General features: G+C 41.8%; 24 protein-coding genes and 1 rRNA gene. 11 read left to right on the top strand and 14 right to left on the bottom strand.

Features of this window, described 5'->3' with window-relative positions; translation table 11 throughout:
* The 14 genes from E2R51_RS12785 to dnaA all read right to left on the bottom strand — a co-directional run.
* Positions 1-77, bottom strand: a 16S ribosomal RNA gene (locus tag E2R51_RS12785); the annotation flags it as partial.
* 342 nt (positions 78-419) lie between these two features.
* Positions 420-1,196 (bottom strand): ABC transporter permease, encoded by a 777-nt coding sequence (locus E2R51_RS12780; RefSeq protein WP_133377454.1) that lies wholly within the window; start codon positions 1,194-1,196, stop codon positions 420-422.
* On the bottom strand, positions 1,193-2,089 hold the full coding sequence (locus E2R51_RS12775; protein ID WP_165967217.1) for an ABC transporter ATP-binding protein: 897 nt from the start codon (positions 2,087-2,089) through the stop codon (positions 1,193-1,195). The genes E2R51_RS12780 and E2R51_RS12775 overlap by 4 nt, the downstream gene beginning before the upstream one ends.
* 2 nt (positions 2,090-2,091) lie before the next feature.
* The gene (locus tag E2R51_RS12770; RefSeq protein ID WP_133377452.1) at positions 2,092-2,283 is read right to left on the bottom strand and encodes a PLD nuclease N-terminal domain-containing protein; all 192 of its coding nucleotides are present in this window, start codon (positions 2,281-2,283) and stop codon (positions 2,092-2,094) included.
* Complete coding sequence (locus E2R51_RS12765) at positions 2,270-2,500, bottom strand: sigmaY antisigma factor component (RefSeq protein WP_133377451.1); 231 nt, start codon at positions 2,498-2,500, stop codon at positions 2,270-2,272. Before E2R51_RS12765 ends, E2R51_RS12770 begins: the two co-directional genes overlap by 14 nt.
* The gene (locus tag E2R51_RS12760) at positions 2,493-2,798 is read right to left on the bottom strand and encodes a DUF5345 family protein (protein WP_133377450.1); all 306 of its coding nucleotides are present in this window, start codon (positions 2,796-2,798) and stop codon (positions 2,493-2,495) included. The genes E2R51_RS12765 and E2R51_RS12760 overlap by 8 nt, the downstream gene beginning before the upstream one ends.
* Positions 2,785-3,315 carry a sigma-70 family RNA polymerase sigma factor gene (locus E2R51_RS12755; RefSeq protein ID WP_133377449.1) on the bottom strand — a complete coding sequence of 177 codons (531 nt, stop codon included), beginning with the start codon at positions 3,313-3,315 and terminating at the stop codon, positions 2,785-2,787. The genes E2R51_RS12760 and E2R51_RS12755 overlap by 14 nt, the downstream gene beginning before the upstream one ends.
* A gap of 205 nt (positions 3,316-3,520) precedes the next feature.
* Positions 3,521-6,136, bottom strand: coding sequence for a DNA gyrase subunit A (gene gyrA / locus E2R51_RS12750; protein ID WP_133377448.1), 2,616 nt, complete (start codon positions 6,134-6,136; stop codon positions 3,521-3,523).
* 59 nt (positions 6,137-6,195) lie between these two features.
* Positions 6,196-8,118, bottom strand: coding sequence for a DNA topoisomerase (ATP-hydrolyzing) subunit B (gyrB, locus tag E2R51_RS12745; protein ID WP_133377479.1), 1,923 nt, complete (start codon positions 8,116-8,118; stop codon positions 6,196-6,198).
* Between the two features lie 60 nt (positions 8,119-8,178).
* Entirely contained in the window at positions 8,179-8,430 is a 252-nt protein-coding gene (remB, locus tag E2R51_RS12740; protein ID WP_133377447.1) for an extracellular matrix regulator RemB, read from the bottom strand.
* Between the two features lie 13 nt (positions 8,431-8,443).
* Positions 8,444-9,562, bottom strand: a complete 1,119-nt coding sequence (gene recF / locus E2R51_RS12735) for a DNA replication/repair protein RecF (RefSeq protein ID WP_133377446.1) — start codon at positions 9,560-9,562, stop codon at positions 8,444-8,446.
* Positions 9,563-9,576: 14 nt separating this feature from the next.
* Positions 9,577-9,798, bottom strand: coding sequence for a S4 domain-containing protein YaaA (gene yaaA / locus E2R51_RS12730; RefSeq protein WP_133377445.1), 222 nt, complete (start codon positions 9,796-9,798; stop codon positions 9,577-9,579).
* 183 nt (positions 9,799-9,981) lie between these two features.
* The gene (dnaN, locus tag E2R51_RS12725) at positions 9,982-11,118 is read right to left on the bottom strand and encodes a DNA polymerase III subunit beta (RefSeq protein ID WP_133377444.1); all 1,137 of its coding nucleotides are present in this window, start codon (positions 11,116-11,118) and stop codon (positions 9,982-9,984) included.
* A gap of 200 nt (positions 11,119-11,318) precedes the next feature.
* Positions 11,319-12,665 carry a chromosomal replication initiator protein DnaA gene (gene dnaA / locus E2R51_RS12720; protein WP_133377443.1) on the bottom strand — a complete coding sequence of 449 codons (1,347 nt, stop codon included), beginning with the start codon at positions 12,663-12,665 and terminating at the stop codon, positions 11,319-11,321.
* 743 nt (positions 12,666-13,408) lie between these two features.
* Here dnaA and rpmH point away from each other — a divergent pair.
* From rpmH to E2R51_RS12665, 11 genes are all read left to right on the top strand, one after another.
* A complete protein-coding gene (gene rpmH / locus E2R51_RS12715) occupies positions 13,409-13,543 on the top strand; it encodes a 50S ribosomal protein L34 (protein ID WP_084215458.1) in 135 nt (44 codons plus the stop codon).
* 73 nt (positions 13,544-13,616) lie between these two features.
* On the top strand, positions 13,617-13,979 hold the full coding sequence (gene rnpA / locus E2R51_RS12710) for a ribonuclease P protein component (protein WP_133377442.1): 363 nt from the start codon (positions 13,617-13,619) through the stop codon (positions 13,977-13,979).
* Positions 13,980-14,064: 85 nt separating this feature from the next.
* Positions 14,065-14,829 carry a YidC family membrane integrase SpoIIIJ gene (gene spoIIIJ, locus E2R51_RS12705; protein WP_133377441.1) on the top strand — a complete coding sequence of 255 codons (765 nt, stop codon included), beginning with the start codon at positions 14,065-14,067 and terminating at the stop codon, positions 14,827-14,829.
* 20 nt (positions 14,830-14,849) lie between these two features.
* Positions 14,850-15,479 carry an RNA-binding cell elongation regulator Jag/EloR gene (jag, locus tag E2R51_RS12700; protein WP_133377440.1) on the top strand — a complete coding sequence of 210 codons (630 nt, stop codon included), beginning with the start codon at positions 14,850-14,852 and terminating at the stop codon, positions 15,477-15,479.
* 431 nt (positions 15,480-15,910) lie between these two features.
* Positions 15,911-17,296, top strand: coding sequence for a tRNA uridine-5-carboxymethylaminomethyl(34) synthesis GTPase MnmE (gene mnmE, locus E2R51_RS12695; protein ID WP_133377439.1), 1,386 nt, complete (start codon positions 15,911-15,913; stop codon positions 17,294-17,296).
* A gap of 30 nt (positions 17,297-17,326) precedes the next feature.
* Entirely contained in the window at positions 17,327-19,222 is a 1,896-nt protein-coding gene (gene mnmG, locus E2R51_RS12690) for a tRNA uridine-5-carboxymethylaminomethyl(34) synthesis enzyme MnmG (protein ID WP_133377438.1), read from the top strand.
* Positions 19,223-19,239: 17 nt separating this feature from the next.
* On the top strand, positions 19,240-19,953 hold the full coding sequence (gene rsmG / locus E2R51_RS12685) for a 16S rRNA (guanine(527)-N(7))-methyltransferase RsmG (protein WP_133377437.1): 714 nt from the start codon (positions 19,240-19,242) through the stop codon (positions 19,951-19,953).
* A gap of 85 nt (positions 19,954-20,038) precedes the next feature.
* The gene (gene noc, locus E2R51_RS12680) at positions 20,039-20,893 is read left to right on the top strand and encodes a nucleoid occlusion protein (RefSeq protein ID WP_133377436.1); all 855 of its coding nucleotides are present in this window, start codon (positions 20,039-20,041) and stop codon (positions 20,891-20,893) included.
* A gap of 279 nt (positions 20,894-21,172) precedes the next feature.
* The gene (locus E2R51_RS12675) at positions 21,173-21,934 is read left to right on the top strand and encodes a ParA family protein (protein WP_133377435.1); all 762 of its coding nucleotides are present in this window, start codon (positions 21,173-21,175) and stop codon (positions 21,932-21,934) included.
* A complete protein-coding gene (locus tag E2R51_RS12670; RefSeq protein ID WP_133377434.1) occupies positions 21,927-22,778 on the top strand; it encodes a ParB/RepB/Spo0J family partition protein in 852 nt (283 codons plus the stop codon). The genes E2R51_RS12675 and E2R51_RS12670 overlap by 8 nt, the downstream gene beginning before the upstream one ends.
* 273 nt (positions 22,779-23,051) lie before the next feature.
* Positions 23,052-23,774: a DUF554 domain-containing protein gene (locus E2R51_RS12665; protein WP_133377433.1), complete on the top strand. Its 723-nt coding sequence runs from the start codon at positions 23,052-23,054 to the stop codon at positions 23,772-23,774.
* Positions 23,775-23,794 lie beyond the last annotated feature (20 nt).

Genomic DNA, 23,794 nt, shown 5'->3' with positions numbered 1-23,794 from the left:
AAAGAAATTCGCTCGACTTGCATGTATTAGGCACGCCGCCAGCGTTCGTCCTGAGCCAGGATCAAACTCTCCGTAAAGTGTTTGATAAAGCTCATTTGTTTCATTTAAAACTTGTATTAACGTTGACGTTTTTGGTTGTTTAGTTTTCAAGGTTCAAGGTGTTTCGTTTGTGTGTTGCTCTCTCAAGCGACTAGATCATCATACCATTTTTTCAAATGTTATGTCAACAACTTTTTTAATTTCTTTTTTGCTGTTGAATGAGTGCGCCTCAGAAGCGACGCATATAAATATACCATGCATATAAAACTAGTGCAATACTTATTTGGAATTCTTTTTAATTTCTTTCGTTTCTTCATTTGAACTTCATCAATCGATCTTTAAACCACGATAATTAGTTTACCCAAAAAAGAATAGCTGCTTTATCGCAGCCATTCTCCTTGTTTCATGTATCGTATCCCAGCACAGCTTATTCCTGCTATAAAAACACTTGTCACCATCAGTGTACCCAGGCTCCCGATTAAAGGTTCATTCATGATGGCTTGCTGAGCTAATGTAAGCAGGTTTCCTGGTGTCCACCTCAAGGGCTCTTTAAATAATGAAGCTGCCACTGCCAGCAACAGCAGGATTAGAATGCTGGCTCCTGCAACGGCTGCCGTTTTTTTAATGAAAGCACTAAGCGTTAAAGTGATGGTTACGGTGACTAAGAGCCACACAACATAATAGCCTGACGAGATCATAACCTCTTTTACCGGAAGTGGATCAAACAGTAACGTTGTGTAATAGAGAGTGCATGATACACCTAATAGAAAAGAAACGATAACCAATGAAGCTGCAGCCAGCCATTTTGATAGAAAATAACCGGTATAGGAGATCGGTTTCACGAGGATCATAAGTGCAGCTCCGCTGTTCCTTTCATTAGACAACATTCCCATCGCTGCAAGAACAATGACAAGTGTGCCTATTTGAGAAAATTGTCCAAGGGTTTCAGTAAACACCTGCTGAGACGTCGGGAGAGGTGTTTCAAATACTGCTCCTTCCGGAAGACCGCCAAATTCTTTTATGATATCTGCTAAATAATAGCTCGTTAACGGCTGCATGATGCCTAATGAAATGAAAAGCAATGGCATCCATACCCACTTGTAGCTTCGATACATTTCCAAAAGTTCTTTCTTAAATAAAATCTTCAACCCGTTCATGGTTTCATCACCTCATGGAAAACATCTTCCAGCGTCGAAGTTCCCACTTCTATCGAGCGAACAGCTATTTCTCCGGAGGACAATTCTTTAAATAGATGTTGTCGTACTATATTTATAGAGGAACCACTGATCGTTGCTTCTCCATTTTTAACCTCGATTGTGAGGAAAGGATAATTTGCTGCAAATGATTTAGCCCATGGTTCTATGGAGTTGTCGGTCTTGATGGTAATTCGGGGGCGATCATATTGTTTGTAAATCTCTTCTAGTGAAGCATAAACCACTTTTTTACCCCGGTTCATCATTAGTACGTCATCACAGAGTGTCTGGGCATCATGTAATACGTGAGTTGAATACAATATTGTCAGATCTTTTTTTATTTCATTTAGCAGCTGCATCACTTCTTTACGTCCAGTGGGATCCAGAGCTGATACAGGTTCATCAAGTAATAGAAGTTTCGGTCTGTGGACGAGTGCTTGTGCAATTCCTAAACGCTGCTTCATTCCGCCAGAAAAACCTCCAATTTTCTTCTTCTTTACTTCGTGTAAACCAACTCTATCTAATAACTCATCTGAAAGCGATACAGCTTCTTTTTTCGTCTTCTTTCCAAGCTGCGCAGCAAAGTGAACGTATTCCTCCGCCGTCATCCAATCAAAAAATGCTGGATACTGTGGAAGAAAACCGATAAGCTCCCTTGGGTCTTCTTTCTGGGCCGTGTAATTAATTTTTCCTGCCGTTGGTTTCATTAGACCACTGATCATATGAAGAGTGGTTGTTTTACCCGCTCCATTTGGACCGATTAACGCTGTCGTTTTTCCCGGCCGCAATGAAAAATTAAGATCCTTTACCGCATCCGTCGATCCAAAGGTTTTTGTCAAATGCTCTACTTGTATCATAGCTAGCCATCCTTTCGTCCAAAAACAAAATATACGATCGGCCCCAGAGTGGTAATAAATAAAATGACCAATGCCCATACCAGCTTTGGTCCATTTGTTTGAGGACGTTTAACCAAATCAACCAAAGCAATGACCACAAGTAATAGACTTATCGCAACTAGAGGAGCCAATATGGCGAAATTAATCTCTTCCATTATCTTCTCTCCTTTTTTTAATGAAGGGACTGATTTTTCTTGTCCAAATGAAATAAACGAGGATGGGCATTGGCGTTTGAATCATCCCCCAAATCCCCCAAAACCATCGTGCATGCCCTCGTTTTCGAGCATCGATGAACAAATAAATGCTTTGAGCCAGGAGAACGGGAACTAAGATGATATAAAATAATAAAGGTAAACTTTCAAGTTCATTCATATTGTTTCACCCTGCTTTTTCGAACGATGAAAATTGAACTGATTCCAATGCCAATAATGATTAGCAGCTGCAACAGCAAATACACTCCGGGTAAATTCACGATAAAAGCAACAGTGCAAACTGTGATTAAAAGGGCGACTAGGACAAATACATATAATTCATTCCGCTGTTTTTGTTTTGTTTGTTGAACGAGCATGGTTAATGCTTCTATGGAAGGAGTTGCGCTTTCAACTTCATCTAAAGCCTGAAGTCCACGCCGCAATTTAGCTTCAATTTCAGATTGATCATGTTGACTCATGTTCACCCAGCTCCTTTCTAAGTTTTGTTAACCCGTTGTTTAATCGCGATTTTATTGTTCCAACCGATACCTGACAAATACTGGCCATTTCTTCATAGCTATATCCGTAATAATGCTTTAAAATCACCGGGATTCGATGAATGTCTTTTAAGGTTTTTAATGCAGCAGTGACTGCAATCCATTCCGTAGTGGAAGCTTCATTTAGCTTCCATGAAAGCTGTTGCTTGTTTAAGTAAGCATTCTCGCGTTTTTTTCTTCTTTTTTCATCCATCCATAGATTCGTTCCAATTTGAATCATCCAGGTTGTAAATGCTGCTTTTTGTGAATCGTATTGATAAAAACGTTCAATACAGCGAACCATTGTTTCCTGTGTTAAATCTTCGGCGGCGGATGGGTGAAGAGTCAGCTTAAGTAAATAAGAAAACAAAAACTGGTAGTGCTGCTTTAAAAGAATCGCGAGCGCTTCATGATTACCGGATTTTGCTCTTTGAATAAGATCTTCATCGTTTTCTGCCACTTCTTCACCCTCCCTTTTTTATATCTGTATCTATTACGCTTGAAGCAGTCTTTTTGTTCATTTTTTTTATAAAAACGGCTGTTGATTTCCGAAGAATGTTTCCACCATCCTGCTGCATCAACTTATTACACATCACAGGCAACATAGACTGAACATGTTTGCACACAAAAAAGGAACAGGGAAGATTCCCTGTTCCTTTTAGAAATTATTTTTCTGAATCATCGTCACGATCGCTGTCATCATCGTCTTCTTCTTCAGCATCAAACTCTTCAACTGAATCCTCAGCAGGATCTTCAATCTCTGGAGATTCCAGGATTTCTTCCCCTTCTGGAATAATGGATTCATCAGATGCTTCCGACTCAAGCATATCTTCGATTTCTTCTTCAACATCTTCTTCTTTTTCAATTCGGGTGACGGTAGCCACAAATTCCTGGTCACCTAAGCGAATCAATTTAACACCCTGTGTGCTTCTTCCTGTTTGTGAAATACCGCTGACGTCCATGCGGATCAATACACCATGTACAGTAATAATCATTACATCTTCTTCACCTGTTACAGCTTTAACAGCAACAAGCTTCCCGTTTTTATCGGTTATATTACACGTTTTAATCCCTTTACCGCCTCGGGATTGAACACGGTAGTCTTTTTCTGCCGTACGTTTGCCGTATCCTTTTTCCGTAACTACCAGAATTTCATTATCCGGTTCCAGGATTTCCATCCCGACAACTACATCTTCGCCTTTTAGACGGATGCCCCGCACACCGGTTGCAGTTCGGCCCATGGAACGGACATCTTCTTCAGGGAAACGAATGAGAAGCCCGTTTTGCGTGCCAATAATGATTTCCTTGCTGCCATCCGTCAGTTTTACGGAAATAAGATCATCGCCTTCTTTTAAATTAATCGCGATTAAACCGTTTGTACGGATATTGGCAAAATCAGAAACCGGCGTACGTTTTGATACTCCGTATTTTGTCGTAAAGAAGAAGAAGGAATCCTCTCTAAACTCTTCTACACGGATCATGGCGTTTATATCTTCATCCTTATCAATACCAAGGAGGTTGATAATCGGCAGTCCCTTTGCAGTACGGCTGAATTCAGGAATCTCGTAGCCTTTCGTACGATAGACCTTGCCTTTATTAGAAAAGAAAAGAATCGTATCATGCGTTGAGGTAGTTAACAAATGTTCAACGAAATCGTCGTCATTTGTCCCCATGCCCTGAATTCCGCGCCCTCCGCGTTTTTGGCTGCGGTAGGTGGAAGCCGGAAGCCGCTTAATGTAACCATTGTGTGTCAGGGTCACGATTAAGTTTTCACGCGGGATTAAATCTTCGTCTTCAATCATTTCTGCGCCGCCTGAGGTAATTTCAGTTCGACGGACATCATTAAAGCGTTCTTTAATTTCAATAAGCTCTTCACGAATAATTTCAAGAACCCGCTCATCACTGTTTAATACAGATCTTAAGTCAGCAATTAAAGCCACAAGCGCTTGATATTCTTCTTCAATCTTGTCACGTTCCAGTCCTGTCAGGCGCTGGAGACGCATATCTAAAATAGCTTGTGCCTGCTTTTCGGATAAACTGAATTGCTCCATTAATCCTTCACGCGCTGCGTCAGCTGTTTGAGAAGCACGAATAAGTGAAATAATGGCATCTATGTGATCAAGAGCAATACGCAGACCCTCTAAGATATGAGCTCTTGCTTCAGCTTTGCGAAGCTCAAATTCAGTTCTGCGGCGAATCACAACTTTTTGATGCTCCAGGTAGTGATAGAGTGCTTCTTTTAAATTAAGTACTTTCGGCTGTCCATCAACCAAAGCAAGCATGTTAATGCCGAAGCTTGTTTGGAGGGCCGTTTGTTTATAAAGGTTATTTAACAGGACATTAGCGTTTGCATCACGCCGTACTTCTATAACGATTCTCATGCCGTTGCGGTCTGATTCATCACGAAGATCCGTAATGCCGTCAATTTTTTTATCACGCACGAGCTCGGCAATTTTTTCAATTAATTTTGCTTTATTAACCTGATAAGGAAGCTCATGAACAAGAATTGTTTCACGGCCGTTCGCTTTTTGTTCGATTTCAACCTTGGCGCGCTGAACGACAGAACCGCGTCCTGTTTCATACGCACGGCGAATTCCGCTTCGTCCAAGAATTAATGCTCCGGTTGGGAAATCCGGACCTGGAATATGCTCCATTAATTCACCGATTGTTATTTCAGGGTGCTCACTGAATGCAAGCAGCCCGTCAATGACTTCACCAAGCTGGTGAGGAGGAATATTTGTCGCCATCCCAACTGCGATCCCGCTTGATCCATTGACTAATAGATTTGGAAAACGAGACGGCAAAACAACCGGCTCCCGCTCTGATCCATCATAGTTGTCTTTATAATCGATGGTGTCTTTATTAATATCACGAATTAATTCCATTGATATTTTCGACATTCTGGCTTCCGTGTAACGCATCGCAGCCGCTGCATCGCCATCCACAGAACCAAAGTTCCCGTGGCCTTGAACGAGCATATAGCGGTAGCTGAAATCCTGAGCCATGCGGACCATCGTGTCATATACAGCCGAATCACCATGGGGATGATACTTACCGATTACTTCACCGACGATACGGGCTGATTTTTTATAGGCTTTATCGGATGTCATGCCTAAGTCATTCATCGCATATAAAATACGGCGGTGAACAGGCTTCAATCCATCTCTTGCATCAGGAAGGGCACGGGCTACAATAACACTCATTGCATAATCTAAAAAGGATGTTCGCATTTCCTGACTAATATTAATTTCATGGACATTAGATCTTGGCGTTTCGGCCATAGTTGAAATTGCCTCCTTTTACGAAAAAGAAAGGATAGAGTATTCGTCTATCCCTCTTCTTAAATATCTAGATTTTTTACATACATAGCATTGTCTTCGATAAACTGACGTCTTGGTTCGACTTTATCACCCATCAGAATCTCAAACGTTTCATCGGCTTCAATCGCATCTTTAAGACTTACTTGAAGCAATGTACGGGATTCCGGGTTCATTGTCGTTTCCCAAAGCTGATCAGGATTCATCTCTCCAAGACCTTTATAGCGCTGCAGGCCGGGTTTTGGAGCTGCCGGCAATTCTGCAATAATGTTATTCATTTCACGCTCAGTGTAGGCATAATGGATCGTTTTGCCCTGCGTGATTTTATAAAGAGGCGGCTGTGCGATATAGATATATCCTGCTTCAATAATATTTCTCATATACCGGTACAGGAATGTTAAAAGCAGCGTACGAATATGGGCGCCGTCGACATCAGCATCCGTCATGATAACGATTTTATGATAACGGGCTTTTGCAAGATCGAATTCTTCGCCAATCCCTGTTCCAAGAGCCGTAATAATAGCACGAATCTCATTGTTGGACAGGATTTTATCAAGCCGCGCTTTTTCAACGTTAATGATTTTTCCGCGCAATGGTAAAATTGCCTGGAAGTGACGGTCACGGCCCTGTTTAGCAGAACCTCCGGCGGAATCACCCTCAACCACGTAAAGTTCGCTGATTTGAGGATCGCGGGATGAACAGTCAGCAAGCTTGCCCGGAAGACTTGATACTTCAAGTGCACCTTTACGTCGTGTTAATTCTCTGGCTTTTTTAGCTGCAAGTCTTGCACGGGCAGCCATCAGGCCTTTATCAACAATCTGACGGGCAACGACCGGGTTTTCCATTAAAAATTTATCGAAATGCTCAGAGAACAGATTATCCGTAATCGTACGGGCTTCTGAGTTCCCAAGCTTGGTTTTGGTTTGTCCTTCGAATTGAGGGTCTGGGTGCTTGATGGAAACAATTGCTGTAATTCCTTCCCGGACATCCTCCCCTGACAGATTGCTGTCTGCATCTTTCATCAGGTTATTGCGGGTAGCATAGCTGTTAATCACACGTGTCAGGGCTGTTTTAAAGCCTGATTCATGTGTACCGCCTTCATGCGTGCTGATATTGTTGGCAAAAGAATAAATATTGCTGGCATAACCCTGATTGTACTGCAGGGAAATTTCAATGGAGATCCCATCACGTTCACCTTCTACAAATACCGGCTCTTCGTGAATAACCTCTTTTGAACGATTTAAATGCTCAACATAGGATTTAATTCCGCCTTCATAGTGGAATCGTTTAGATGTAGGGGTGCTGTGCTCTTCGGTAATGCGACGGTCTTCAATGACTAAAGCGAGTCCTCTGTTTAAGAAAGCAAGCTCCCGGACGCGATTAGCCAGTGTGTCGTAATCATAAACGGTCGTTTCAGTAAAGATTTCAGGATCAGCTTTAAAGCGTGTAATCGTACCTGTATGATCCGATTCCCCGATCACTTTCAGATCAAAGCTTGGAACCCCTCTTCTGTATTCCTGGTGGTAGATCTTGCCGTCACGGTGGACAAATACTTCAAGCTTGTCCGAAAGGGCGTTAACGACAGAGGCACCAACACCATGAAGTCCACCGGATACCTTGTATCCTCCTCCGCCGAACTTACCGCCGGCATGAAGCACCGTCATGATTACTTCGACTGCCGGACGGCCCATCTTTTCATGCATGCCGACTGGAATTCCACGGCCGTTGTCTTCAACAGTGATGCTGTTGTCTTCTTCAATAATGATTTTTATTTCGTCACAATAACCAGCCAGTGCTTCATCAATACTGTTATCAACAATCTCCCAAACGAGATGATGAAGTCCTCTTGATGCTGTGGACCCAATATACATACCTGGGCGTTTTCTTACCGCTTCGAGCCCTTCGAGTACTTGAATTTGATTTTCATCATATGCTTGCGGCTGCATTTGCGTATTATCTGTTGCCACGTGGTTCACCTACACTTTCTTTGACGATCCGATTTACGTTTATTCAAAAATTGGCCTGGCCATTTTTTCTGTTCTTTTTTTCAGAGTGGCTGAGGACAATGGAGACAAATAGACCTTGAAATCAGTAATAACAATCGATTTACAGGTGGAGCGACAGAGATCGACAATGCCGTTGTCGTTATCTTTCATAAACTGCTCCATTATGAGAGAAGACTTTGTCGCCTGCATATCCATTATTGCCACGATATCGCTCATTCTTACCATTGCATCTTCTCCTATATGAACATACATAGGATCAGCCCCCTCATGTTTGCTTAATCATGCTCCCTTTTTCAACAACAAAGGTAGTTGCATCCTTCAGGGTCTGATGATCAATTCCTTCGACACTGGTTGTGGTGACGAACGTTTGGACCTTACCCTGTATCGTGTTGAGCAGGTGTGATTGCCTGAAGTCATCCAGTTCGGATAATACATCATCCAGGAGTAAAATCGGGTATTCACCAATCTCGGAATGAATCAGCTCAATTTCAGCTAATTTGATGGATAAGGCAGTGGTGCGCTGCTGCCCTTGTGAACCAAATGTCTGAACGTCATGACCGTTTACCAGAAACTGCAGGTCATCACGATGAGGACCGATCAGCGTAACGCCGCGGTCAATTTCCCGCTCTCTAAGCTCATCAAACTTTTTGCGAAAGACAGCTTCTATTTCATCAAAGCTATGATCTTCTGAAACCTGAACGGACGGTTTGTATACCACCTCTAACTGTTCGAGGCCTCTTGAGATTCCGGCATGAACCGGTTCTGCCCATTGCTGCAATAGCTTAATAAACTCAAAACGGCGCTTAATAATCTTAACCGCCATTTCCACAAACTGATCCGTTAGCACTTCAAGCATGGTGCGGTCTTTTTGTTTTCTTGACTGCAGCTGCTTTAAATAATGATTGCGCTGCTGCAGGATTTTTTGGTACAAACTGCTATCGTGAAGATAGACAGCTGAAATCTGCCCTATCTCCATATCAATAAAACGACGCCTTACTTGAGGGCTCCCCTTAACTAAGTGGAGATCTTCGGGCGCGAACATAACAACATTCATATTGCCAATGTATTGGCTTAATTTCGATTGTTCAAGATGATTCAGCCTGGCTTTTTTCCCTTTTTTGGAAATGATTAATTCCAGCGGCAGGGAGCCATGATGTTTCATTACTCTACCTTTTATTTTAGCATAATCTGAGTCCCATTGTATTAAATCTTTCTCATTCGACGTACGATGGGATTTTGCCATGGCCAGAACATAAATGGATTCCATTACATTCGTCTTTCCCTGGGCGTTTTCCCCCAATATGACATTGACGTTATTATCAAAATCGACCGTCAGCTTTTCGTAATTTCGATAATGGGCAAGCTCAAGCTGCTCAATATACATGTCCTAACATCCTTCTATTCGCTTGACTTCACCACGTATGTACCTACGTCAGGAATTTGAACTTCATCTCCATCACGCAATTTACGTCCACGTCTTTGGTCAAGCTCCTGATTGATATATACCTCATGCTCGCTTAAAAACCACTTGGCCATTCCTCCGCTTTGAATTACCTCTGCCAGTTTCAGGAATTGTCCAAGCGTAATATACTCCGTTGTGATCGTGATCGTTTCTTTCATTTCGCTCACTACCTTCTTATATTCTCTAATATATTATTTTACCCAATACTGCCGCTGAAAACAAAGGAAAATTCCCTTTTCTCTCGATTTCACTGCATTCTTTTATCAAAAGAACCAAATGCCCCTCGTTTCGACATGAAACAGGGGCATTTGGCTTACTGAAAACCAGTTTTATATGTTGATCTAATAGGTTCTTACAGGTGTGATTAATTGAAGAATGGTGTCATCTGATGTTGGGCGCAGAACAAACGGCCTCATTGCTCCAGTAAATTGGATATTTGTTTCGGCACCTTCGAATACTTTCAGCGCATCCATCATGTATTTTGCACTAAATGAAATATTTAATGCCTCTCCATCGGTTTCTTCACTTTGAACCTCTTCTACTACTTTTCCGATTTCAGGTGTATTTGAAGAAATTTGAACAGCGCCTTCTTCGCTGATCGAAAGCTTCACCACATTATTCCGTTCTTCACGGGCCAATAATGATGCCCGGTCAATTGCCTGCAGAAAATCTTTTCCGCCTATTGTCAGAGATGTTTTGCTTTCAGCAGGAACCAGTCTTGATGTATCAGGATAATTTCCTTCTAACAAACGCGAGAAAAACAGCACATGTTTTGCTCTAAACAGCACTTGGTTTTCTGTAATGACGATTTCAACCTCATCGGCTGTATCTTCCAGAATTTTATTTAACTCATTCAGGCTTTTGCCGGGGATGACCGCTTTATTGGAAGTCTCCTCCCCTCCGCTGATTGGCGCCTTCCGCATAGCAAGGCGGTGGCTGTCTGTTGCAACACAGTTTAACTCACCATTTTCGATGTGCCAGTTTACACCTGTCAAGATAGGGCGTGTTTCTGAGGTGGACACTGCAAACACCGTTTGTCGAATCATGGTCTTTAAAAGGTTCGTTGCAATTCTAAGTACGTTGTCTTCTTCGATTTGCGGCAGATGCGGATATTCATTTACATCTAAGCCATTAAGATTAAATTCAGATTTTCCTGAACGAATAACGGTCTGTAAATGGGAATGAACTTCGATTTCGACAGTATCCATTGGCAGTTTTTTTACGATGCTTTCAAAGAATTTAGCCTGGAGTACAATTCCGCCAGCTTGCTGGATGGTGACGATTTCTTTTCCGTCTTCTTCTTTTGGGATAAAAGATTCAATCGAAATATCTGAATCACTTCCGGTTAAGGTAATCCCTTCTTCATGAGCCATTATTTTAATACCGGTCAAAATTGGAATGGTTGTTCTGGAAGAAACGGCCTTCATAACATCGTTTACGCCATTCACTAAGCGATCTCGCTGAATCTGGAATTTCATTTTCATAGCCTCCAAAATGTTTGTAGTCTGCTGCTCTATATATATAGTATTTAAGTCTTTTAAAATAATAGTAATACTAGTAGGGCCTGTGGATATGTGGATAAGCCTGTTGATGACTTGTTTTGATAAGTTTTCCCCATGTGGAAAAGATGTGCTCAAACGTGCACCATCTATCCACATTTACCCACAGTTTTAAGAAGCTACTTTTGAAGAGTAGCCTTGATATCCTTGACTTCCTGCTTTAACGAAACATCATGATCAAGCAGCTTTGAGATTTTTTCATGGGCATGTATAACGGTTGTATGATCACGGCCTCCAAACTCTTCCCCAATCTTAGGTAATGAAAAGTCTGTCATTTCTCTGGATAGATACATCGCAATCTGTCTTGGAAATGCCACCGTTTTTGTTCTTTTCTTCGCTTTAAAGTCCTCAAGCCTGATGCTGAAGTGGTTTCCCACCACCTTTTGAATGTCCAGAATCGTAATAACTTTTGGCTTTGAACTTGGCATGATGTCTTTTAATGCTTCAGCTGCCAGATCGGCATTTATGTCTTTGCTGACAAGGGATGAATAAGCGACAACCCGGATAAGTGCACCTTCTAATTCTCTAATATTGGAATCAATCTGATTGGCAATATAAAGCATGGCTTCGTTTGGTATATCAAGTCCTTCAGCTTTTGCCTTTTTTCGCAGGATCGCAATACGCGTTTCAAGGTCCGGAGGAGTAATATCCGTAATGAGCCCCCATTCAAATCGGGAACGCAATCGATCCTCTAGGGTAGGTATTTCTTTTGGCGGACGGTCACTTGAAATGACAATTTGCTTGCTTTCTTCATGAAGAGTATTAAAGGTATGGAAAAATTCCTCTTGTGTTTGTTCTTTTCCAGCAAGAAATTGAATATCATCAATTAGCAAAACGTCTACATTTCGATATTTATTGCGAAAATCGACCGCTTTATTATCACGAATGGAATTAATAAATTCATTTGTAAATTTTTCAGATGACAAATAAACCACTTTAGCTGAAGAATTATGCTCTAAAACATAGTGTCCGATCGCATGCATTAAATGGGTTTTGCCTAATCCTACTCCCCCATAAATAAATAAAGGATTATAAGCCTTTGCAGGTGCTTCCGCTACAGCCAGCGAAGCAGCATGTGCAAATCGGTTCCCTGAACCGATAACGAATGTATCAAACGTATATTTAGGATTTAACATGCTTTGAGACCATTCCTGCTGGTCATCATCTTTAATTTGTTTTTTCGGCTGAACCGTAAAATCAAAGTCATCCTGATCCTGGTTTTGGGGAATAATGAACTTCACCATCAGCTCTTCCCCTGTCACTTCTTTTAAAACATTCGAGATCAGCTGCGAATAGTGTCCTTCAAGCCAATCCCTGGCAAATTCGTTTGGTGCGGTAATGGTCAGTTTATCGCGCTGCAATGAAAAAGGTTTAGTTGATTTTAACCACGTTTCATAGCTTGGTTTGCTAATTTTCTTTTCTATCGTTTCGAGCGCTCGGTTCCAAAGATCCGTGATATTTTCCAAGTATCAAACCCTCCTCACGTTATTATTTTTCTAGAATAGTAATGTTTTTGCAGGCATCTTATATATATTCATCCTTATGAATAGAAGAAAAAGCGAAATAAGTACATATCGACATAATCCATAGGCTGTGGACAAGATTCTCCATGCATGTTGAGAAAACTATCCACAGCATATCCACAACTGTGGATAATGTTTTATAGGCGGATAAGTTATTAAGAGTGAAAACACACTTATAATAGCAGAAAATCCTTTGAGGTGCAAGGAATCTCATAATTTATCCACAGCGCCTTTCACAGGGGGATAAATCTTGTCCACAAGGGGTGAATCTGTGAAAAAGCTGTCGATACCTGCTGTGGATAAAGAAAAAAGGTGTCGAAAAACTATCCACAGTTGTACACAGCTTTTTAAAAATAGCCTCACAGAAAATAAATGAATGAAGAAATTCAAAAAATGAAGAATACCCGTCTATCCCGATCTCCCCTTGAGAAACTGGCATCGGTTCAGTTCATTCATCTCTATTTAGAATAGGAATGCTTTTTTTATTTTCGGTAAAAAGAAGAAATCGATTTTGTTCTATTTACGTCGAAAATAAAATTGACTATTGAAGTAAAGATTTGACTCTGTTATGATAAGGAGGTTGTTATGAAATGAACATTGACATTTGATATGTGAAGTCTATATAATAATTTAAAATGTCTGTAGCTTGGTCATCGATGAATGATCAATTAGGAGGTGTCTTATACATGAAACGTACGTTCCAACCAAATAAGCGTAAAAGAAGTAAAGTACACGGATTCCGCGCACGCATGAGCACAAAAAATGGCCGCAAGGTTCTAGCTCGTCGCCGTCAACGTGGAAGAAAAGTATTGTCTGCTTAAGACCACTGATTCCACTCAGTGGTCTTTTTTCACTTATAAGGTTAAATAAATCCAACATATTGTAGGTGTGGTAATGAAAAAAGAGCAGCGTATTAAAAAGAATCCTGAATTCCAGCAGGTTTTTCGCCATGGTGCATCCATGGCCAATCGTCAGTTTGTCCTTTATCATTTGAAGAAAACGGACCAGGCCTCTTTCCGTCTGGGTTTATCGGTGAGCAAAAAAGTAGGCAATGCGGTTGTTCGAAATCGCATTAAACGCTATATAAGACAGGTCTTTTTAGAGCTTTCCCCCCAGCTGCAGCAGGAGCATGATTATATTGTGATTGCCAGAAAACCTGCAGCTGATCTTGATTTCCATCAAACCAAAAGCAGTTTAACTCACGTGATGGGAAAATCCAAAGTGCTTCAAAAAAGAGTAAATTCAAAGAAATTATAGACGAGTAAGCCATTACATCCACTCGGAAACATGTTACAATTACGGGTGGTATGCAATGAATATAAAGATAGGGAGGAACATCTGGGTGAAAAATCGTTTATTACCCCTACTATTGTTTGTGGGGTTGGTGGCTCTTCTATCGGGTTGTACGCAGATCAATCAGCCGATTACAACCGAGAGTGAAGGAATATGGAACAGCTACTTTGTTTATCCTTTGTCATGGCTTATAACTTCAATTGCGCAATGGAGCGGAGACAATTACGGATTAGGAATTGTAATTGTTACGTTGATTATCCGTTTCGCACTGCTTCCATTAATGATTAAGCAAACAAAAAATACGAAAAAAATGCAGGAAATTCAGCCTGAAATGTTGAAGTTGAAAGAAAAGTATTCTTCAAAAGATGCTCAAACTCAACAAAAACTTCAGCAGGAAACAATGGCAATGTTTCAAAAGAATGGCGTTAATCCATTAGCGGGTTGTTTTCCGCTGCTTGTGCAAATGCCGATTCTAATTGCTTTTTATCATGCAATTGTTCGTACGACAGAAATCGCCAACCATAACTTCCTTTGGTTTGATCTTGGCGAAAGAGATCCTTTCTTCATTCTTCCTATAGTAGCGGGGATCACGACGTATTTACAGCAAAAATTCATGATGGCCGGAAATCCTGCCGGAATGAATCCTCAAATGCAAATCATGCTTTATATAATGCCAGTAATGATCGTAGTCTTTGCTATTACGTTCCCATCCGCATTATCGCTGTACTGGGTTGTCGGAAACATCTTTATGATCGTTCAAACCCTACTAATTAATGGGACAGGCAGCAAAAAAGCAGACCATTCTGTGCAATAAAGACAGGGGGAGCTAAAAAAGTGTCTCAAATCACTATGACAGGTGCTACAGTGGAAGAAGCTGTGACTGCCGCTTTAACGAAATTACAAATTTCGCAGGAAAAAGCGGAAGTAACAGTCATTGATGAAGGTAAAAAAGGGTTTTTAGGATTGATTGGCGGGCGTCCGGCAAAGGTGACTGTGTCGAAGAAAAAAGACGCGATCGAGGAAGTTGATCGATATTTGAAAGATGTAACCAGGCATATGGGTCTTGAAATTCAAACAAACGTAAAAAAAGACGGTAAAATTGTCACATTCCAGCTGGAAAGTGAAAAAATTGCGTTATTAATTGGAAAACGAGGCCAAACGCTTAATTCTCTTCAATATCTTGCTCAGCTCGTGGCCAATCAACATGCAGCCCAGTTTTTGACCATCATACTTGATGCTGAAAACTACCGGCAGCGCAGACAGGAAACACTTGAGCATTTAGCGAAAAAAATGGCAGATCAGGCGGTGCGATCAAACAGACCTGTAAAGCTTGAGCCGATGCCATCATATGAAAGAAAAATCATTCATAATGCGCTTTCTGGAAGACGTGATATTGAAACAAACTCTGAAGGCGTTGAACCCCACAGATATTTGATGATTCAATCAAAAAGAAAGCTGAAATGAACCTAAAATCCTCTAGCCAAAGGTTAGAGGATTTTTTAATGCGCTAGTAAATTGAATATAATGTAAATATATAATCTATTCTATTTATCTTTATTTCAATTTAATGTAAAATAATAAAATTAAATTCGCTAAATAAATAGCATAAAATTCAAATTTTAATTAAGTGGGAACTTCCCTCTGTTATATAAAATTCTACTTATCCCCATGTTGATAACTTTCCTCCGCGCACGCCAATACCACAACTTGTGGATAAATCCAACTGATTTTCTTTTTAAATAGATAAAAGTGTGCTATTCTAATTATTTAAAGGATAAGCAATATAGCGGAAGTAGCGGAATGGCTTCTACGCAAAAAAATAAATGAGCATTTTACCCTTAAAATTGGGGTTTTATAAAGCAGTTTGAACGATAAAAAAGTGAGGTGGCAGCCCAATGGAGTTTGATACAATTGCAGCGATTTCGACGCCGATGGGAGAAGGAGCGATTGCGATCGTCCGTCTAAGCGGCGATGATGCGCTGGCGATTGCTGATCGCGTATTTGAAGGTATGGGCGGCAAACAGCTTCAGACTGTTCCTTCCCATACTATTCATTATGGGCATATTGTGGATCCTGCTTCAAAAACGACCATTGAGGAAGTAATGGTATCGGTAATGAAGGGGCCAAAAACATTTACACGTGAAGACGTGATTGAAATTAATTGCCACGGCGGGCTCGTCACTGTGAACCAGGTGCTTCAGCTGGTTTTACGCCAGGGTGCAAGGCTTGCAGAACCAGGCGAATTCACAAAGAGGGCCTTTTTAAATGGCCGAATTGACTTATCGCAGGCGGAGGCGGTAATGGACTTGATTCGGGCAAAAACGGACCGTGCCATGACGGTGGCCATGGGGCAGATGGAAGGGAAATTATCAAAGCTTGTTCAATCCCTTCGCCAGGAAATCTTAGAGATTCTGGCACAGGTGGAAGTTAATATAGATTATCCCGAATACGACGATGTCGAAGAAATGACTCTCTCAATGATGCTGGAAAAATCAGCGTATGTGAAAGAGCAGATTGAGCGATTATTACAGACTTCTGAGCAGGGGAAAATTTTACGGGAAGGACTTTCAACCGTGATTATCGGACGGCCGAATGTTGGAAAATCCTCCTTATTAAATAGTCTTGTTCATGAAAATAAAGCGATCGTTACAGATGTTCCGGGTACGACGCGCGATGTGATTGAAGAGTATGTAAATGTCCGCGGCGTTCCGTTAAAGCTGGTTGATACAGCAGGAATTCGTGATACAGAAGACATCGTCGAACGAATCGGAGTCGAACGTTCGCGTAAAGTGTTAAAAGAAGCGGACTTGCTTTTGCTTGTCCTGAATAATGCTGAACCATTATCAGATGAAGACCGACGCCTGTTTGAAGCAGTAAAAGGAATGGACACGATTGTCATTGTAAATAAAACCGATTTAGAGCAGCAGATTAATATGGAAGAAGTAAAGGATCTGGCAGCGAACCACAAGCTGGTAACCACTTCATTATTGAAGGAGGAGGGGGTAGATGAGCTTGAAGAAGCCATTGCATCCCTTTTCTTTGCAGGGTCGCTGGAAGCGGGTGACGGCACGTATGTATCCAATAATCGTCATATCGCGCTGCTTCATCAAGCTCTTCAAACGATCGATGAAGCCATACAGGGTGCTCAAATGGGAACACCAGTCGATATGGTACAGATTGATCTGAGAAGAACATGGGAGCTTCTGGGAGAGATTATCGGGGACACCGTTCAGGAAAGCTTAATTGATCAATTGTTTTCGCAGTTTTGTCTTGGGAAATAAGAAGCAATAAAAGGAGGAACATTCATCGTTATGGTGAAAAAATTTGAGGCAGGTTCTTTTGATGTCATCGTCGTAGGAGCAGGCCATGCAGGTGTAGAGGCAGGACTTGCCGCTGCACGCATGGGAGCCAAAACACTGATGTTAACTATAAATTTAGACATGGTGGCGTTTATGCCATGCAATCCTTCTGTTGGAGGCCCGGCAAAAGGAATTGTGGTAAGAGAAATCGATGCGCTGGGCGGTCAAATGGGCCGGACAATCGATAAAACCCATATTCAAATGCGCATGCTGAATACAGGTAAGGGACCGGCTGTAAGAGCGCTTCGTGCTCAGGCAGATAAGGTTCTGTATCAGCAGGATATGAAAGAGACAATTGAAAATGAGCCGAATATTACTCTTCTTCAGGCAATGGTGGAAGAGCTTGTGATTGAAGATGGAGAATGTACAGGCGTTATTTCAAAAACAGGCGCGGTTTATCGTGCTAAAACCACCATCATTACAGCGGGTACTTTTTTGCGCGGTGAAGTGATTATAGGGGACCTGAAATATTCAAGCGGCCCGAACAATCAGCAGCCATCAATTGGCCTTGCAGATCATCTGCGAAATCTCGGGTTTGATATTGTGCGCTTTAAAACAGGCACGCCACCGCGTGTCAACAGCCAGACCATCGACTATTCCAAAACAGAAATTCAGCCGGGTGATGATGTGCCGCGCGCTTTTAGTTATGAAACTACTCAATTCATCACAGATCAGCTTCCTTGCTGGCTGACGTATACAAATGAGGAAACTCACACAATTATTGACGAAAATTTACACCGTTCAGCGATGTATTCGGGTATGATAAAAGGTACAGGACCAAGATATTGTCCTTCGATTGAAGATAAAGTCGTCCGATTCAACGATAAACCGCGTCATCAGATTTTCCTGGAGCCGGAAGGACGCAATACAAAAGAAGTTTATGTTCAAGGGCTGTCAACGAGCTTGCCGGAAGATGTACAGCAAAAATTGCTGGAATCCATTCCCGGTCTTGAAAAAGCTCAAATGATGCGTGCAGGCTATGCGATTGAGTATGATGCAATTGTGCCAACGCAGCTTTGGCCGACACTTGAAACGAAAAAAATTAAAAACCTTTATACAGCAGGCCAAATTAATGGCACCTCAGGATATGAGGAGGCTGCCGGGCAGGGTCTGATGGCCGGAATTAATGCCGCACGCCGTGCTTTTGATAAAGAAGAAGTTATTTTAAGCCGTTCAGATGCCTATATTGGCGTATTAATTGATGACCTTGTAACAAAAGGAACCAATGAGCCTTACAGATTGCTTACCTCCCGTGCCGAATATCGTCTTTTGCTTCGACATGACAATGCCGATCTTCGATTAACGGATACAGGACGGGAAATCGGACTGGTTTCTGAGGAGCGGTTTGACCGTTTCAACGAAAAGAAAGACATGATCGATGCGGAAATCAAACGGCTGCGCGGAACGATTATTAAGCCGAGCCAACAGGTGCAGGCTCTTATGGAATCAGCAGGCAGCAGCAGCTTAAAAGATGGGATTCGCGGATCTGACCTTTTAAGAAGACCTGAAATCACGTACAATCATATTAAAGAGGTTTCACCTTCTGACATTGCCTTGCCTTTTGATGTGGAAGAACAAGTGGAAATTCAAATAAAATATGAAGGTTATATTGAAAAATCCCTTCAGCAAGTCGATAAATTAAAGAAAATGGAAAACAAAAAAATTCCTGAAGGCATTGATTATAATGCGATAAATGGACTTGCCAGCGAAGCCAGACAAAAACTTCGCGACGTCCGCCCGCTTTCCATTGCGCAGGCATCTCGCATCTCAGGGGTAAACCCGGCAGATATTTCAATTCTACTTGTCTACATTGAACAAGGCCGGATTGCAAAAGTATCAGGGGAGTAACCTAAAGGAGAAAATAAATGAATCAAGAGCAATTTGAAAAGCTGTTAAAAGAAAATGGCATTGAACTTTCCGAGAAGCAGATTCAGCAATTTAACCGCTATTATGAAGTGCTTGTTGAATGGAATGAAAAAATGAATCTTACGGCTATTACCGATCGTAAAGAAGTGTATCTAAAGCATTTCTATGATTCGATCACAGCCAGCTTTTATGTCGATTTTACCAAGCCGCTGTCAATATGCGATGTAGGAGCCGGAGCTGGATTTCCCAGCATCCCTTTAAAAATATGTTTTCCCCATTTAGAAGTCTCGATTGTCGACTCTTTAAATAAACGGATTACATTTTTGAACCATCTGGCTAAAGAGCTTGAACTTGATAATGTTCATTTTCATCATGATCGTGCTGAAACATTTGGACAAAATCCTGCATTTCGCCAGTCTTATGATCTGGTAACAGCTCGTGCCGTTGCCAGATTAACTGTCCTGTCAGAGCTTTGTTTGCCTTTAGTAAAAACAGGCGGACGTTTTGTGGCAATGAAAGCAGCAAATGCTGCTGATGAACTGACACAGGCCAAACGGGCGATTAAAACGCTTGGCGGAGGAAAAATGAAGGTCGATTCCTTTTCTCTTCCGATAGAGCAAAGTGAACGTTCAATAATCGTTGTTGAAAAATCAGTCTCTACCCCTAAAAAGTATCCGCGTAAGCCGGGGACCCCTAATAAGTCACCGCTATAAGAAGAGCCTGGCACATGTTTCACGTGAAACGCCTGCCAGGCAGTAAAGGTAGAGATTGCGAGTTTCATAAAGGTGGTGTGTCTTGATGAAGACTCCGTTTTCACGGATCTTTGGCCTTGGCGATAAGGAAGAACCTGTTTCTTCAGAAGCCTTGGAAGGAAAAGAAGAAGTTAGACAAATAGAAATTCATCAAATTCAACCGAACCGTTTTCAACCGAGAACGATCTTTGATGATGAAAAAATAGAAGAGCTAGCGAGAACGATTCAAACACATGGTATTATCCAGCCAATTGTGGTGCGTGAAAGCGGAGATGGCCAGTTTGAAATCATTGCAGGGGAACGCAGATGGCGTGCAATGAAATCCCTCAGCTGGAATAAGGTTCCGGCAATTGTTAAGAATATGAGCGATACTGAAACTGCTTCAGTGGCGCTCATTGAAAACTTACAACGTGAAGAGCTGTCACCAGTGGAAGAGGCAATGGCCTATCAAAAGCTTCTGGACCTCCATCAACTTACTCAGGAAGCTCTTGCACAACGATTAGGAAAAGGACAATCGACTGTTGCCAACAAGCTGCGGCTGCTAAAGCTTCCCAGCCAGGTGCGGGATGTATTAACGCAAAAGAAGATCACCGAACGTCACGCCCGCGCTCTTATTCCTTTAAAAGAAGAAGAGGCACAGCTGAAGCTTCTTGAAGAAATCATTGTCCAGCAGCTTAATGTAAAACAGACAGAAACGCGTGTTCAAAAGCTGCTTGAAGGACCTCAGACGAAACAAAAGCCGCAAAAAAAAGCGTTTAATAAAGATGTGCGGATCGCAGTCAATACGATCCGTCAGTCATTAAATATGATTTCTGATTCCGGCATGAAGCTGGATTCTGAAGAAGAAGAATTTGATGAATACTATCAAATCACGATCAAGCTTCCAAAGAAAAAGAAATAATCGACTAATTTAATTTAATTCAGCACGGGAAACAATCAATCTGATTGTTTCTCTTTTTGCATTAAATAGTAAAACGGTTACATAAGATGTGTCATAAAAACTGATAGACGTAGTCATGATCTCCCCATTTGTATTAAAACCCCCCTATTAATTTAAAAAGTCTGTTAAAATAAATACAAGAATAGCCTGGACAGTAGTAAAGGTTGCTTTCATCCAAAACAATTAGCAAGCTAACACACGTACAAAGGTTTCCCGGCATAATAAGGATAGGTGAAAGACATGGGAAGAATTATCGCCATAACGAACCAAAAAGGCGGAGTGGGGAAAACGACAACTTCCGTCAATTTAAGTGCCTGTCTTGCATACCTTGGAAAAAAGGTACTGCTTGTAGACATCGATCCCCAGGGTAATGCCACCAGTGGAGTTGGAATTGATAAAGGTGAAGTAGAACAATGTATCTATGATATTTTAGTAGATGATGTTGATATCAGACCGATAATCCGAGAGACAACAGTTGAAAATTTGCATGCAATTCCTGCGACGATTTCGCTTGCGGGAGCAGAAATTGAACTTGTATCGACGATTTCAAGAGAAGTGAGATTAAAAAAATCTCTGGATGAGATCCATCCACACTATGATTACATTATTATTGACTGTCCTCCTTCATTAGGGCTGCTGACCCTTAATGCCCTTACAGCTTCAGACGCATTGGTTATTCCGGTCCAATGCGAATATTACGCCCTTGAGGGATTAAGCCAGCTTCTCAGTACCATCCGTCTTGTACAAAAGCATTTAAACCACCGTCTTTTAATCGATGGTGTTTTATTGACGATGCTGGATGCCAGAACCAATCTGGGCATTCAGGTGATTGAGGAAGTCAAAAAGTATTTTCAGGATAAAGTATATAAAACGATTATTCCAAGAAACGTACGTTTGAGCGAGGCGCCTAGTCATGGTCTGCCGGTCATTTTATATGATCCAAAGTCAAGAGGAGCAGAAGTGTATCTTGAGCTAGCAAAGGAAGTGATTAAAAATGGCTAAAGGATTAGGTAAAGGCGTCAGTGCCTTGTTTAAAGATATGTCATCTGTAGAGGATGAGCACGTACAGCAGTTGTCACTAAAGGATATTCGGCCGAACCCGTACCAGCCGAGAAAAGTTTTTCAACAAGAAGCGATTGAGGATCTGAAACGTTCGATTCAGCAGCATGGTGTCCTGCAGCCGATCATTGTCCGAAAAAGCATTAAAGGATTTGAAATCGTTGTCGGGGAAAGGCGTTTTCGAGCTTCAAGGGAAGCGAAGCTTGAGCACATCCCGGCGGTTGTCCGCGACCTTACAGACCAGCAAATGATGGAGCTTGCGGTGCTTGAAAACCTTCAGCGGGAGGATTTAACACCCATTGAAGAAGCAAAGGCCTATGAAACGCTCATTACCAAATTAGCCGTCACCCAGGATGAGCTTGCCAAAACATTGGGGAAAAGCAGATCGCATATTGCAAATCACGTACGGCTCCTTATGCTGCCTGATTATATTCAGGACAAAATCATGAACAATGAACTATCGATGGGACAGGGACGTGCACTGCTTGGGCTGAAAAAGAAAGAGCAGCTGCCTGGTCTTGTCGAAAAAATTATTCAGCAAAAAATGAATGTGCGGCAGGTGGAACAGCTCATTCAGCAGCTGAATGACAACTCTAAGCGCGAGACGAAAAAGAAACCAAAGCCAAACCCTTATTTCAGGGAGCGGGAAGGTTTTCTTCGTGAAAAGCTTGGCACCTCTGTCGTGATAAAAAAAGGGAAAAACAAAGGTAAAATTGAAATAGAATTTATGACCGAAGAAGATCTCGAACGGATCATGTCTCTGCTGGATGAAAATCAGGAGCAGTAAATAAAAGAGACAAGGACATAATTCCAAAAGTTATGTGAATAGAGCCTATTTTAATAGCACATATGAGGTGAATGGAGCGGAAGGCGGCGACTCCTGCAGGATATGACTCCGCTTGAGACCCCGAAAGGCGAAGCCTGAGGAGGGCTCAAGCGAAGTCCCTGCGGAAAGCGTTCGCCTAAAAGCGCAGTGAACCGGTTAGAAGAGATTGAGACACATTTGTCCCAGTCTCTCTCTTAAAATAGAAATATATTTTCATAGAGAAGAGGATTTTGGATGGTGCTGTTAGGGACTCTTGTCAATGGGCTGCTCATTGTTATCGGAACATTTATCGGGAAATGGCTGCATCGCATCCCTGAGCGCATGAAGGCTACTGTGATGTCGGCGATTGGTCTGGCTGTAGTCGTACTGGGACTGCAGATGGGATTCCAAAGTAATAATTATCTCATTGTTATCTTAAGTTTAGTAATTGGTGCAGTGATTGGTGAATGGATCGGACTGGATGATATGCTGAATGCCATGGGCAGGTGGATTGAACGGCAGGTTGGAACCAATGGCGATACCAGTATTTCACAGGGATTTGTGACAGCAACGCTGATTTTTGTGATCGGGGCCATGTCTGTCATCGGTTCATTGGACAGCGGAATTCGGGGGGATCATCAGGTTCTTTATACAAAGTCCATTATTGATGGTTTCACATCGATCATTTTAGCTTCTACTCTTGGTATCGGTGTGTTATTCTCTGCGATTCCAGTTATTCTCTATCAGGGATCGATCGCTTTATTTGCCACTCAGATTGATCGTTTTGTGCCTGCTGCTCTAATGGACAGTTTTATTGCTGAAATGACTGCGACCGGCGGGTTGATGATTTTTGCCATAGGACTCAATTTAGTGGGGATCACAAAAATCAGGGTAGCAAATTTTCTGCCGGGAATCTTAGTTGTAGCGGCAATTGTTACGATGATGTACTGGTCTGAATCTTTATCTATTTTTAATTAAAGTAAATAAATGGGTATTAA

Source organism: Jeotgalibacillus sp. S-D1, assembly GCF_004358665.1.
GTDB lineage: Bacteria > Bacillota > Bacilli > Bacillales > Jeotgalibacillaceae > Jeotgalibacillus.
This window is presented reverse-complemented; position numbering and strand designations above follow the sequence as displayed.